12 protein-coding genes are annotated in these 12603 nt (G+C 60.7%); 7 read left to right on the top strand and 5 right to left on the bottom strand.

Annotated elements, in window-relative coordinates; all coding sequences use genetic code 11:
• From AB4Y34_RS25335 to AB4Y34_RS25320, 4 genes are all read left to right on the top strand, one after another.
• Positions 1 to 1008: a hypothetical protein gene (locus AB4Y34_RS25335; RefSeq protein ID WP_368717574.1), complete on the top strand. Its 1008-nt coding sequence runs from the start codon at positions 1 to 3 to the stop codon at positions 1006 to 1008.
• 37 nt (positions 1009 to 1045) lie between these two features.
• Positions 1046 to 1897 carry an oxidoreductase gene (locus AB4Y34_RS25330; RefSeq protein WP_368717573.1) on the top strand — a complete coding sequence of 284 codons (852 nt, stop codon included), beginning with the start codon at positions 1046 to 1048 and terminating at the stop codon, positions 1895 to 1897.
• 31 nt (positions 1898 to 1928) lie between these two features.
• Positions 1929 to 3293, top strand: coding sequence for a hypothetical protein (locus AB4Y34_RS25325; protein WP_368717572.1), 1365 nt, complete (start codon positions 1929 to 1931; stop codon positions 3291 to 3293).
• A 112-nt stretch (positions 3294 to 3405) separates the two neighbouring features.
• On the top strand, positions 3406 to 4104 hold the full coding sequence (locus AB4Y34_RS25320) for a TetR/AcrR family transcriptional regulator (protein WP_368717571.1): 699 nt from the start codon (positions 3406 to 3408) through the stop codon (positions 4102 to 4104).
• Between the two features lie 34 nt (positions 4105 to 4138).
• On the opposite strand, the gene AB4Y34_RS25315 is transcribed toward AB4Y34_RS25320, so the two are convergent.
• Positions 4139 to 4789: a PaaI family thioesterase gene (locus AB4Y34_RS25315; protein WP_368717570.1), complete on the bottom strand. Its 651-nt coding sequence runs from the start codon at positions 4787 to 4789 to the stop codon at positions 4139 to 4141.
• Here AB4Y34_RS25315 and AB4Y34_RS25310 point away from each other — a divergent pair.
• The gene (locus AB4Y34_RS25310; protein WP_368717569.1) at positions 4713 to 5864 is read left to right on the top strand and encodes an NADH:flavin oxidoreductase; all 1152 of its coding nucleotides are present in this window, start codon (positions 4713 to 4715) and stop codon (positions 5862 to 5864) included. The genes AB4Y34_RS25315 and AB4Y34_RS25310 overlap by 77 nt on opposite strands.
• Before the next feature lie 134 nt (positions 5865 to 5998).
• Complete coding sequence (locus AB4Y34_RS25305; RefSeq protein WP_368717568.1) at positions 5999 to 6841, top strand: SDR family NAD(P)-dependent oxidoreductase; 843 nt, start codon at positions 5999 to 6001, stop codon at positions 6839 to 6841.
• Between the two features lie 242 nt (positions 6842 to 7083).
• Here the strand turns inward: AB4Y34_RS25305 and AB4Y34_RS25300 are convergent, their stop codons facing one another.
• The 3 genes from AB4Y34_RS25300 to AB4Y34_RS25290 all read right to left on the bottom strand — a co-directional run bounded on the left by AB4Y34_RS25300 (position 7084) and on the right by AB4Y34_RS25290 (position 9966).
• Complete coding sequence (locus tag AB4Y34_RS25300; RefSeq protein ID WP_176378337.1) at positions 7084 to 7779, bottom strand: SDR family NAD(P)-dependent oxidoreductase; 696 nt, start codon at positions 7777 to 7779, stop codon at positions 7084 to 7086.
• A 60-nt stretch (positions 7780 to 7839) separates the two neighbouring features.
• Complete coding sequence (locus AB4Y34_RS25295; protein WP_176122671.1) at positions 7840 to 8634, bottom strand: enoyl-CoA hydratase/isomerase family protein; 795 nt, start codon at positions 8632 to 8634, stop codon at positions 7840 to 7842.
• A gap of 135 nt (positions 8635 to 8769) precedes the next feature.
• Positions 8770 to 9966 (bottom strand): amidohydrolase family protein, encoded by a 1197-nt coding sequence (locus AB4Y34_RS25290; protein ID WP_368717567.1) that lies wholly within the window; start codon positions 9964 to 9966, stop codon positions 8770 to 8772.
• 236 nt (positions 9967 to 10202) lie between these two features.
• Here AB4Y34_RS25290 and AB4Y34_RS25285 point away from each other — a divergent pair, with 236 nt between their 5' ends.
• Positions 10203 to 11624, top strand: coding sequence for an MFS transporter (locus AB4Y34_RS25285; protein ID WP_368717566.1), 1422 nt, complete (start codon positions 10203 to 10205; stop codon positions 11622 to 11624).
• 109 nt (positions 11625 to 11733) lie between these two features.
• Here the strand turns inward: AB4Y34_RS25285 and AB4Y34_RS25280 are convergent, their stop codons facing one another.
• Positions 11734 to 12528 carry an IclR family transcriptional regulator gene (locus AB4Y34_RS25280; protein WP_176111329.1) on the bottom strand — a complete coding sequence of 265 codons (795 nt, stop codon included), beginning with the start codon at positions 12526 to 12528 and terminating at the stop codon, positions 11734 to 11736.
• Between the last annotated feature and the right edge of the window lie 75 nt (positions 12529 to 12603).

Here is a 12603-nt window from a genome sequence, read left to right as displayed (position 1 = left end):
GTGATGAGTTCGAGCGGGACGTCGGGCAAGCAGTCCTTCATATACCAAAGCGAGGCCGACCGTGAACTTGGATGGCGGCTGCTCGCCCAGGGTATTCGGTGGTCCGCGAGCGGTATGCGCGATCCGTCGCGGCGTTATCCGGTGTTTCTGTTGACGCCTTCTTCAGGCTCTTATACGGGCACGGAACGGATGGCGAAGTTCGCTGAATCGATTGCCGTGTCCGGCGACCTCCACTACATGTCCGATGTACCGCAGAGTGCCGCGCACACGACGCGCATGGCACGCATGCGACGCGCGATCGCGGACGGTACCGCGCTGCCAAGTGAAATCGAGGCGTTCCAGAACGAGAGCCGGGAACGTAGCGAGCGCGTACAAGCCGATTTCCGGCTTTTCATCGACCAATTGCTCGACCGGCGCCGTGAGCCCATGTTCATCATGGGCATGCTGGGCATGCTGTACCAGATCGTGGCCACCGGCCGCGAACGCGGCATCGCCGACGGCGAGTTCCATCCCGATACCATCATCAGTATCGGAGGCGGCAAAAAAGGCGCGAACTTGCCCGAGGATTTCCAGCAGCAGTGCGAACGCTTCTTCAATTTCAACTCGGCCAATTTCAACGACGGCTATGGAATGGGCGAAGTGTCAGGCTTTTGCCCGTGGTTCCATGAAGCGAAGGCGTGGGCCGTACCGCCGTGGCTGGTCCCGCTGGTGCTCGACTCCAAAGGCGAAGAACTTCTCAATCCGCCCGATGGAAAAGGCGTTGTCGAAGGTCGGCTCGCGATGATCGACTTGCTGGCGGATGGTCGCTGGGGCGGGGTCATCAGCGGCGACAAGGTCACTGTCGAGTTTGGTCATGGCATCGACGGCGTGCGCACGCCCATCATTCGCGACGTCGTTCGCTACAAGGATCTGCCCGGCGGCGACGACAAGCTGTCTTGCGCCGGAACGATCGACGCCTATGTCCGCGGAGAGGTCGCAGACATGACTGAGGCTTGCACCGCCGGATGATTTTATCTCCCCAGAAATCTACAGAATCTACTCAACGATGACACGACAAACGACAAATCCGGCCGTGTGGTTTATCACCGGTGTTTCGTCCGGCTTCGGCCGCTCCCTGGCCGAGGCAGTCCTCGCTCGCGGCGACAAAGTGGTCGGCACTGTACGCAATGAAACGCAAATCGCCTCCTTTGAAAATCTTGCGCCCGGCCGCGCACACGGCCTGCTGCTCGACGTCACCGATGCGGCGGCGGTATCACGCGCCGTTGGGCAGGCACTCGAGCGCACTGGCGCTATCGACATACTCGTCAACAATGCCGGCTATGGCCTGTTTGGCGCACTCGAAGAGGTTTCCGACGCGCAGGCGCGGCAACTATTCGATACCAACGTCTTTGGCACGGTCAATGTGATACGAGCGGTGCTGCCCCACTTTCGGGCGCGTAAGCGCGGCCATATCGTGAATTTCTCGTCGGTCGCCGGCGTGATCGGCATCGCTGGCTGCAGCTTCTATTGCGCGTCGAAGCACGCGGTCGAAGGGCTTTCAGAATCGTTGGCTCAGGAACTCCACCCGTTTGGCATTGGCGTGACCCTCGTCGAGCCGGGCGGTTTCCGCACGAACTTCGCGGGTGGATCGCTGAAGTGGAGCGAGAACGAATTGCCCGACTACTCGGAGACAGTGGGGCAAATGCGCCGATATATGAGCAGCTACCACGGCACCCAGGCAGGCGACCCCGCGAAGGCCGCCGAGGCCATCGTCCGCGCGGTGTCGGCGGACGCGCCGCCGCTGCGTCTGCCGCTCGGTCCCGACGCCGTCGACGTCGTCCGCAAAAAGCTCGCATCGGTACAGGACAACCTCGAAACATGGCTTGAAGTCTCGAGTTCCACCAATTTCGATCAATAAAATCGCAGCAATTTCCTGCAGAGGAGACAACATGTCCGCTCTGGACCCGTTCTACGCAATGCTTCGTGGCGAAAGCGACCCTTTCCGCAACCACCCCGAGAATCTCCGTGAGCTTCAGCTCGCAGCCATGAAAGAGCGCTTCGCCGAGCGCCGCGAGCAGATCAAGCTGCTGCGCCGCAGAGCGGACGATGTCGGCATCGCAGACGTCAACCGTCACGCAGACATGGTGCCGCTGCTGTTCGCGCATCAAATCTACAAGAGCTACCCTGAGCAGTTCATCGACAACGGCCGCTGGAAGCATCTGTCCGTTTGGCTGCAGACACTATCGAGCAAACGCGTTGGTGACGTCGAGGTCAACGGCGTCGATAACGTCGACGCGTGGATGGATCGATTGCGCGACGCAGGTCATCACGTGTTCAGCTCGAGCGGCACGTCCGGCAAGTGCAGCTTCGTCAGCCAGACGCGAGCCGATCTCGACAATGTCACCGAGTCCTGCGTGAAGCTGGGCGTGTACGGCAACGCATTGATCCAAAGAGACTTCGGCAAACGCCCGGTATTCCTGATGATGCCGCCGGGTGGGGCGCATCGGCATATTGAGCCGGTACTGAACGCAGCAAAGCGACTCGGCGCCGAAAGCACCTTGATGTTCGACGACCCGGTGCTCGCATCTTCAACGATCTCGATGGGCCGCATGCGTCGTGCAATGGCCGATGGCTCCGCCAAGCCCAGTGAAGTCGCGGCATTCCAGGAGCAGGCGGTGGCACGCCAGCGACACACAGGCGCGATGATCGACCGGTTTCTCGACAAGCTTACGGCGCGCCGGGAAGTCCCCGTGCTCGTGCAAGGCAACTGGTCGTTGCACTGGACTCTCGTGGAGCGCGCCCGCCAGCGCGGGATAGCGGATGGAATCTGCCACCCCGACACGGTGATCACGGCCGGAGGCGGATTGAAAGGCACTGCCGCGCCCGCCGACTACCGCGAGCAGGTCATCCGCTTTTACGGTATCCGGCCGGAGAACGTTCAGAACAGCTATGGCATGACCGAGATGATCGGCACCGGTCCCTGGTCGGACGTTGCGCAGGGCTACGCGATCTGCCCGTGGATCGTTCCGTTCGTTCTCGACAAATCGGGTGAGCACCTGCTGAATCCTTCCGATGGTCAGGGTGTCGTCGAAGGGCGGTTCGCGTTCTTCGATCTGCTGGCCGAAGGATACTGGGGCGGTTTCATTACCGGCGACAAGGTCACCGTCGACTTTTCGCCGACCGGCAACACCGACGGACTGCGGGGACCGCTAGTCAGGCAGGTCGGCCGGTATGCGGATCTCGAAGAAGGCGAAGACAAACTTTCGTGCGCAGGTACGATGGAGTCGTATGTACGCGGCATGATCAACGTTTGAGCCTCGCGCACTGACCTTGGAACCGAGGGGCGCCGTCAGTGGCGCCCCCCGGGACACGTGAGTATACTGGCGGCCTGTATCCGTCATAAAACACTCAACGATGTTCAAACCTATGGCAGTTCTTGCTCCCGACGGAGCTTCGCGGCTCGCTGCCGCGGGCAAACAGCGAACGGCCGGGCGGCCCACCCACGACGATGCGCTCCAGATGCGCGAGAGCGTCCTCGATGCCGCCAAATCGGTCTTCATGAGAGAAGGTTTCGGCGCCGCCAGAGTCGAAGAAATCGCGTCGATCGCGGGCGTCAGCAAGACGACGATTTACCGTCAGTTCGGAACCAAGGAAGAGTTGTTTCGCGCCATCGTCTGGCGCGGGATGGCTGATTTGCGCGGCAAGATCTCACAGCATGTCGAGCCGGGCCGCGATTTTTCGACGAACCTGGCAGCCCTCATCGACGCGCTCGTCGAGCACATGGCGACGCCGGACAGCATGCACACTTCCCGGCTAGTGATCGGCGAAGCGATGCGCTTCCCGGACATCGCAAAACAATTTCTGCAATACACAGCTACGATGCTGGCGCCCCTCGCGAGCGCGCTCGAATCCGCCGCGGCCAGCGGAGTGATCGAGATCGACGACCCTGCGAACTCGGCGCGCGATCTGCTGACGTTGGTCACCGGCGCGCCCGAAGTCCACCTTGCGATACAAACCACGCGTGCAGAACGCAAACGCCGGGCCGAACGCATTCATCGGTTCGTGTTGACGGCGTGGAAATATCGAGCGACTCTGGATAAGGTTCGGGGCAGATCAATGCCGTAACGCGGGGCGCTACATTCTCTAGTCCCGCGAAGGACTAGTTGTCAAACGCCCCCATCACCTGGAACTGCCCCGACGCCTGGGCAATGCACTTTGCATTCGCCCAGATTTGACAGTCCGAGAAAATCACTCGCCTTCCCGAACGCAAAACGTCGACACGAGCTTCGACCCAATCGCCGGGCTCAGCGTTGCCCATGAAGTTGACGGTCAAGCTCGTCGTCAACACTTTCACCGCCGGCTCGCGCGAATGCTTGCTCGCCCATGTAATGGCCGTATCAGCGAGCATGCAAACCGCGCCGCCGTGCATCATCTGACCGAGGTTGCGATGCGCCTCGCGGACATACATCCCAATCACGTGTCCGCGCTCGGTCTTACGAAAGTACGTTGGTCCGAACATCTGATGGAAGGGCCCAAACGCCGGCATCAACGCAAATCCTTCTGGAATGGGCCCTTCGTCCTCTGCTTGCCCGCAGAAGACGGCCAGTGCGTCTGTTTGCTCCAATGCAATTCTCCTCTTCGACGCCGGATGTAACACGGCGGCAGATTTTCTTTCTTCCTCAATCAAAGATAGCGTATCATTATCCGCACGAAAGTCAATTATATGAACGCCCATGGATATCGGATCGCTCTTTACGCCCCTCACCGTACGGGGCGTCACGCTTGCCAACCGTATCGTCATGTCACCCATGACCCGCGGCTTTTCACCCAATGGACTGCCTGGCAGTGACGTCGCGTCCTACTACAAGCGCCGTGCGCAGGGCGAGACAGGTCTCATCATCACGGAAGGCGTTGGTGTCGATCATCCGGCAGCACTTGGCGAAGCGGGACTAGGCGAAAATTCGATCCCCGTGCTGGTCGACGACGAATCCGTTACCGCCTGGCGCCGCGTGACGGACGAAGTGCATGCAAGTGGCGGCATCATCTTTCCTCAGTTGTGGCACATGGGTCCGATGAAGGAAGCGAATACGGGCCCCTTCCCGGCTGCGGCACCGTTGCGCCCCTCCGGATTGTGGGGACCGGCGGGACGAACGACATCGCTGAACGCAGGCTACATGGAGCGTGTCATGACGCCAACTCGCCCGATGACCGACACCGAGATCGCGGACGTCATTGCGGCCTATGGTCGAAGCGCCCGCTATGCGAAGGCCGCCGGCTTCGACGGAATCGCGATTCACGGTGGTCACGGCTATCTGATCGACGCGTTTCTGTGGGCCGAAACCAATCAGCGCACGGATCAATGGGGCAAAGATCTGACAGCGCGCAGCCGCTTCGCCACCGAAGTCGTTCGCGCAATCCGCGAAGCGATCGGCGCCACGATGCCGATCACGTTCCGCTTCTCCCAGTGGAAACAGCAGGATTTCCGCGCGCGTCTCGCCAACGATCCGCACGAGCTTGAACGGATCCTCGCCCCGCTCGCGGACGCGGGCGTCGACATCTTCGAGGCGAGCACTCGGTACTTCAATCGGGCGGAATTCCCGGGCTCGGAAATGAATCTCGCCGGTTGGGTGAAGAAGGTAACCGGCAGGCTTTCGATGGCCGTTGGTGGAATCGGCATTAACAAGGGCTACTACGATTCGATGGCCGGGGACGAGACCTCCGCGCAGCCCGATCTCACCCCTCTGCTCGATCGCTTTTCGCGCGGCGAATTCGATCTTGTTGGCGTAGGACGCTCGCTTCTGCATGATCCAAACTGGGCGCGGCGCGCGCGGCTTGGCGAGCCGTTCCTCGGGTTCAGCAACGATTCGCTCGCACGACTAACTTGAAGTGCATTGTTCGCACTGCCCTCATGTCACTGGCGGACTCACGCTCCGGCGCAATCCCACGGCGGCCGAGATCGCCGCTTCGGTGCAAGCGGCGACACGATGAGGACATTTTCTATGAGCGGGAGAAACTGACAATGGATCTGCAGCTTGGCGGCAAGCGCGCACTGGTCACCGGCAGCAACTCGGGAATTGGCGAGGGCATCGCAAAAGTCCTGGCTCGCGAGGGCGCCGTCGTGGTCGTGCACGGCCGCAATGAAGGACGTTGCCGGAACGTGGCAGAGGCAATCACGGCTGCCGGATGCGAGGTTTCTTACGTCGTGGGTGACTTATCCGATGAGGCGGCTTGCAACGGCGTCGCGGATCAGATCATCGAGCGGCTCGGCGGAGTCGACATCCTGGTCAACAACGCCGGCGGCCGTGCCAGTTCACATCGCATGGACGGCAAAGGTGGTGCGATGAATCCAGCCTGGCTCGAGACGCCCTGGACCGATTGGCTCTGGACCTTCGAGCAGAATGTCGGCGCGGCCGTCAGGCTTATCCAGAAGCTGGCTCCAGGAATGAAGGAGCGCGGCTTCGGGCGCATCATCAATATCGGAAGCGCGGCCGCCACACAAGTGGAACCCGATCTTGCCGAATATCAGGCCATCAAGGCGGCGATGGTCAACATGAGCGCATCGCTTGCCAAGACACTCGCCGCGACGGGGATCACGGTCAACACCGTGACGCCCGGCATCATCATGTCGCCTGCGGTCAAAAGTACGTTTACCGATCTCGCACTGAAGCAGGGTTGGGATGTCGATGACTGGGCAGAGGTGGAGCGCCGCTTTACTTCCCAGATCTTCGTCAATTCGGCCGGCAAGTTCGGCGAGCCGGAGGATATCGGCCGCATGGTCGCCCTGCTGGCCAGTCCGCTATCCGGTTACATGACGGGTGCCAACTATCGCGTCGATGGCGGCCAAGTCAGATCGATCAACTGAGTTTCAAGGCTGGATGAGCGAACGCCGCGAAAGGCCCGGCAAAGATCTGCTGAGCGCTATAGTCCACGATCGATTTCAACCGCAAGCGAACGCAGTTCAAGCATACCGTTGACTAGTCCGCTGCTGGCGACGGCCTTCTTCGCCGGATCGCATTTGGTGTGGCCTGTTTGACCATCCAGCGAGGCAGAAAACGCTCGGGACATCTCGCCTGACTGCCCGCTGGACCATCGCTTGCGGTTTTTTTACGTGCGCCCGGTCACCGGAATCAACGCCCCGGTTACCCCCGACGCGGCGCCCGACGCGAGAAAGAGAATCACGTTGGCGATTTCTTCAGCCCGCACCCAGCGGGAAAAGTCGGCGTCCGGCATATCCTTGCGGTTTTGCGGCGTATCGATGATGCCTGGCAAGATAGCGTTGACGGTAACGGAGCGGCCCTTTAGTTCCTCGGCCAGCGCCTCGGTCAAACGCATCACCCCCGACTTCGAAGCCGTATACGCTCCCATGCCCGCGCCCGCCTTGAGTGCAGCGCCGGCTCCGATATTGATGATGCGTCCGCCTTCCGCGCTGTTGGCAATATAGTCGAGCGCGGCTTTCGACGCAGTCGCTGCCGTGCGCACGTTCATCTGGTACATCAGATCCCACGTGTCCAGACTGCCGTCCGCCAACGTCTCCCAGCGAAAGCCCCCCGCTATATTGACGATCGCATCGAGCTTGCCAAGCTGCGCGACGATATCCGAAATCGCGGAGCGCGCCGAATCGAGATCAGTTAGCTCGACGCCGCCTCGCCACCACGAAGCGTGCAATTGCTCCGCGCTCGCTTTCTCTGGCGCAGGCGCCTTGTCGATCAGCGCAACCTCCCAGCCGTTCTCAGCAAACACGTGACCAACCGTGCGCCCAAGCGCGCCGAATCCACCCGTTACCGCCACTACCCGTTGCATGTCAGACCTCCCTGGCCGCGCCCGCCGCCTACATCGCTAAAGCCGGACGCAGTAAAAAGCTCAACGTCCCTTGAACACCGGCTCGCGTTTCTCGCGAAACGCGTTGACCGCCTCTTGATGGTCTTCCGTCAGGTTCGACAACGCCTCGTATGCAATCGACGCGTCGAGAATGGAATGCGCAAGTTGCTTCAGGCCGATGTTGATCGACGCCTTGGTCCACTGGATCGCGCGTGAAGCGCCGTTGGCGAGACGCCTCGCCATGGCGTCGACAACGGCATCCAGTTCGTCGGCCGGCACCGCATGATTGATGAGACCCAGTCGTGCTGCCTCTTCTGCGGTGACGAGGTCGCCCGTCAACAGGTATTCCTTGGCCTTCGCATAGCCCACCAGCTGCGGCCAGATCACCGCGCCACCATCGCCCGCCACGAAGCCGACCTTCACGTGCGGATCACCGATCTTCGCGTGATTGGCCGCGTAGCTCAGATCCGAGAATAGCGCGATCGTCGCGCCGAGGCCAATTGCATGACCGTTGATCTTTGCGATGACCGGCTTCGGACAATCGAGCATCGAGAAGACAATTTTCTTCGCACGCTGCATGCCTTCGAGAAACAGCGTCGGGTTGTCGATGACCTGCTGCATGTGCTCGATATCGCCACCCGCGCTAAAAGCGCGCCCTGCGCCCGTCAACACGACGACCCGGGTTTCATCATCCTCGGCGACATCGAGAAAAAGCCGCGACATCTCGATGTCCATCTGCTCGTCGAACGCGTTCAACGTTTCAGGGCGGTTGAGCGTGACGGTCAGGATGCCGCCATCGCGTTCGAGCAACAACGCCTTATAGTCCGAAATATTCATGGCTAACCTATTCACAAGGAAGAAATCCGGCGGGACGGCAGGACAGTCTGCCGCCGTCGACGGACGCTGCATTCGCGCTGCCGCGCGAATACATGACGCCGACCAGCGCACACCCGGCGCCCAGCGCAAAACCGGTCACACGGTCAGCGGAATGAACCTGCGACCGTTGTCGTACATGATCTTGCGCGTGTCCTCTTCGGACAGCGCATTGCATGCTTCCGACGCAAAGTCCTTCGGTTCCGGCACCCCTTCCGCGTGCGGATAGTCGGAGCCCATCAACAGGAAGTCCGACGAATCCGTTTGAGCGATGATCTGGGCGATGTTGTCCTCCGGATACGCGACCACGAAGACGTTTTCCTTGAAGATCTGACTCGGGCGTTTCTTCAACTGACCGCACGGCCAGTAACCATTCTTCGCCATCCCGCGGCACTTGTCCATTTTGACGAGCATCGACGGCACCCATTCCGCGCCGTTTTCCGCGCTGCACAGCTTGACGCGCGGGAAACGCTCGAAGAAGTTATAGAAGATGAACGACGACAGCGTCTCGATCACGGGACGCTCGCCGTAGCCGTGCATCCAGACGAAGGCGGTCTGACGCTGGCGCGACTGCTGCACCGGCTCGCCCCACACCGCCATGTGATCCTTCATGTAAATCGCTTCCGACACGTGGAACGTCACGCGCACGCCAGCCTCGTTCAGAATCGACCAGAACGGATCGAAGTACGGGTCCGCCGGCGCACGGCCATTGAACGGCCCCATCGGCATCAGGACCACGCGCACGCCGTTCGCCACGAGCCACCTGGCCTCGGCGACAGCGGCATCGAGGTCGTCGAGCGTGACGACCGGCGTCGTGTAGATGCGATCCTTGTAGTTGAAACCCCAGTCTTCGAGCATCCAGCGGTTGTACGCATGCAGAACCGCGTTGGCCGCGACCGGCTCGTTGAGATACGAAATACACGCGACCATTTCGCCGATGTACATCGTGCAGGCCTCGACACCGAATTGGTCCATCTTCTGCAAACGCGCGTCGCGGTTGAACATGTCCGGGGTCGGGGGCACCCGCATATCGACGTTATCTTTGCCTTCCTTCATCGCGCGCAACCATTCATGCAGCTTGCCCGGCGGCGGCACGTGCCCCTCGGCCGAGGTGTAGCCCTCGCTGATTTCCACCTTGCGGTCACCGACATACATGCAGCGATTGCCGTCTGCCGTCACGCGACTGGTAAACGACCAGTCCTTCTTGAACTGCGCGGGCAAGTAGCGGCTGAATGCGTCCTCGACTTCGTAGAAGTGCGTGTCCGCGTCGTAGATCTTCCCTTGATACGCTTGCATGTTCTATCTCCTGATTGTGGGGAGCGCTGCTGAACGAGCGCCCTTGAGAGAAGTATCGGGTCAAGCCATCGACCGAAAAACTCTCATATCGAACTCAAAAGCGTCGATATCGGTTTGATATCGGGCAGCGCCCTCGCCATCCTTGTGGCCTGCATCGATCGCACATACAAAACACCAATGCGAACACTGTTCGGATATAAGTATAATCCAAACGATACATGCAACCGGAGACGTTCATGCAAGCAGAAGTACTCTCCCCGCAGGCACATCGAGCGCAACGCGTGGCGGGACCACCACGTGGGTTCACGATCGCGATCCTGCTTGCCGCGGTAGCGGCTTCGTCTGGCATCACCGTCATCTATACGGTGCTGGTCACGCTCTACAAGGCCTTTCCTGCGTCGAACTCCGTGAGCTGGACCGTGACCGCATACTGGCTCGGCTCGGCCGTCTTTGCAGCGGTGAGTGGGCGACTCGGTGACCTGTTGGGCTACCGCAGAATCCTGCTGGTGGTGATGTCTGTCGCTGCGGTCGGCGCAGTCGTCGCTGCGTGCGCGACCGACGTCGGCATACTCGTCGCGGGTTGTGCGATGCAATCGATCGCGGCAGGCATTACGCCGCTCTCGATCGGGTTGGTTCGTGAGAACCTGCCACCCGCCAGGGTGCCCGCCGCGGTCGGATTGATCAGTGCGGCGGGAATGGTATCGGCGGGGCTGATTTACATCTGCGCGGGCGTCGTCGTGGATCACTATTCGTGGCAGGGCGGCTTCTGGTTCAAAGTCGCGCTGTGCGTCGTCGCCGCCGCAGCCGTACGCACGTGGGCACCGCCGTCTCCGCCGAATCCCAGCGTCCGGATCGACTACATTCGAGGCCTTGCGTTCGCCCCAGCACTGTGTGCCATCCTGTTCGCAGTGCAGGAAATCCGCGCGTGGGGACTCGGCGATGTGCGGCTATGGGCTTTGATCGTTGGCGGGATGATCGTGCTCGGACTCTGGGCACGCCATCAACTCGGAGCCCGTCATCCGCTCATCAACGTACGTCTGCTGAAAATACGCGAAGTCGTATTGGCGAATGCATGCATGGCATTCCTCGCGGCTGGCGCCATGCAGTTGGGACAGGTTTTCTCGCTGCTCGCCCAGCAACCTGCCGGCACGCACGCCGGATTCGGGCTGAGCGCAACGACGGCTGGACTGCTGATGTTTAGCATCAACATCGTCGCGCTGGTCGCAAGCCCGTGGAGCGGCCGTGTTGCGGCCCGCTACAAGGCCCGCCCCGCTGCCATGATCGGCATGCTCATACTGGCCCTGGCCTGGGCCTCACTGATCGTGCTTCATCGCAGCCTGCTGCTCTTCGTGCCAGGTGCGGTGCTGTGCTCGTTCGGCCTCGCCTTTACGAGCACTGCGCTGTACAACCAGATCGTGGAAACGACGCCTGCACATCAGACAGGCGAGGCAACGGGCATGCTCTACGTGTTCTTCTCGTGTTTCTTCGCGGTAGGCGCCCAGGCGGTCTTTTCACTACTGCGCAGCGCGACGGCCGGACACAGCGGTGCATCGTTTCCCGCCGATAGCGGCTATGTTTCGGTATTCGTCTACATTGCCTGCAGTTCGATTGCCGGACTGCTGATCGCATCCATGCTGCCGAAGCGTCGTACAAACTGATTGTCGTTTCGATCGATGCGTTGCGCTCAGGTGCAACGCATCTCAAACTGCGCCACGCCCGCTGCGCGGTGAAGCACGCGCTTCACCGCGCAGCCGACCGCCCGGCCAGTCACTCCTCTTCTGCTTGCCCCAACGCGGACGCCCGCTGAGCGACTCTGATCATGTTCTCTTCGAGTCGATGACGTTCGCGGTCGAAGCGCTCGAGCGGCGCACCAATCGCCATCGCCGCGATCACATTGCCATTCGGCCCGAAGATCGGCGACGACACACCGGCGGAATCCGGCAGCAGTTCGCCGCGACTCACCGACAGGCCGCTTTGGAGAATATGATCGAGTTCATCACGCAGCGCTTTCTTCGTTGCGATCGTTTGCGGCGTGCGGCGCTCGAACTTGACCGACTTCATGTAATCGGTAACGAACGCGTCCGGTGCATGGGCCAGCAGTACGCGCCCCGCAGCCGTGCAATAGAGCGGGCGACGCAGACCGATGTGCATTGAATAGCGCACCGATTGCTCGCTTTCGATCACGTCGACATAGGTGATCTCTTTGTGCTCGGCGTCAAGAACACCGATATACACGGTTTCATTGGTGCTCTTCGAGAGATCCACCAGGAACGGGCGCAGCATCTTCGAGAAGTTCCACGCGGCCATCACACCCGCGGACAACCGGAAGATCGACGGCCCTAAACGATAGCGGCCTGCGTCGTGCATCAAGAACCCTTCCGCCACTAGAGGCCTCAGCAGATTGAGCAGGCTACTCTTGGGTGACTCGAGGGCGACGTTCAGTTCTGCCAGCGACATACCGTCCGGAGACTTCGCCAGCACATCGAAAATTCCGAGGAGTCGGGTCAGCGAGCGCGGCCCGCTGACGTCCCGGTCCGCCGGCGCTGAGGTCTCTTTCAACATGATTTTCCCCATGAATTGACTGTATCGATTATACGGGAACTATTCACATAGTTTTACAACGATCGCAATGTGGCA

The organism is Paraburkholderia sp. BR10954, assembly GCF_040965775.1.
GTDB lineage: Bacteria > Pseudomonadota > Gammaproteobacteria > Burkholderiales > Burkholderiaceae > Paraburkholderia > Paraburkholderia youngii.
The sequence above is the reverse complement of the archived record's forward strand: the minus strand, read 5'-3'. Positions and strand labels throughout refer to the sequence as shown.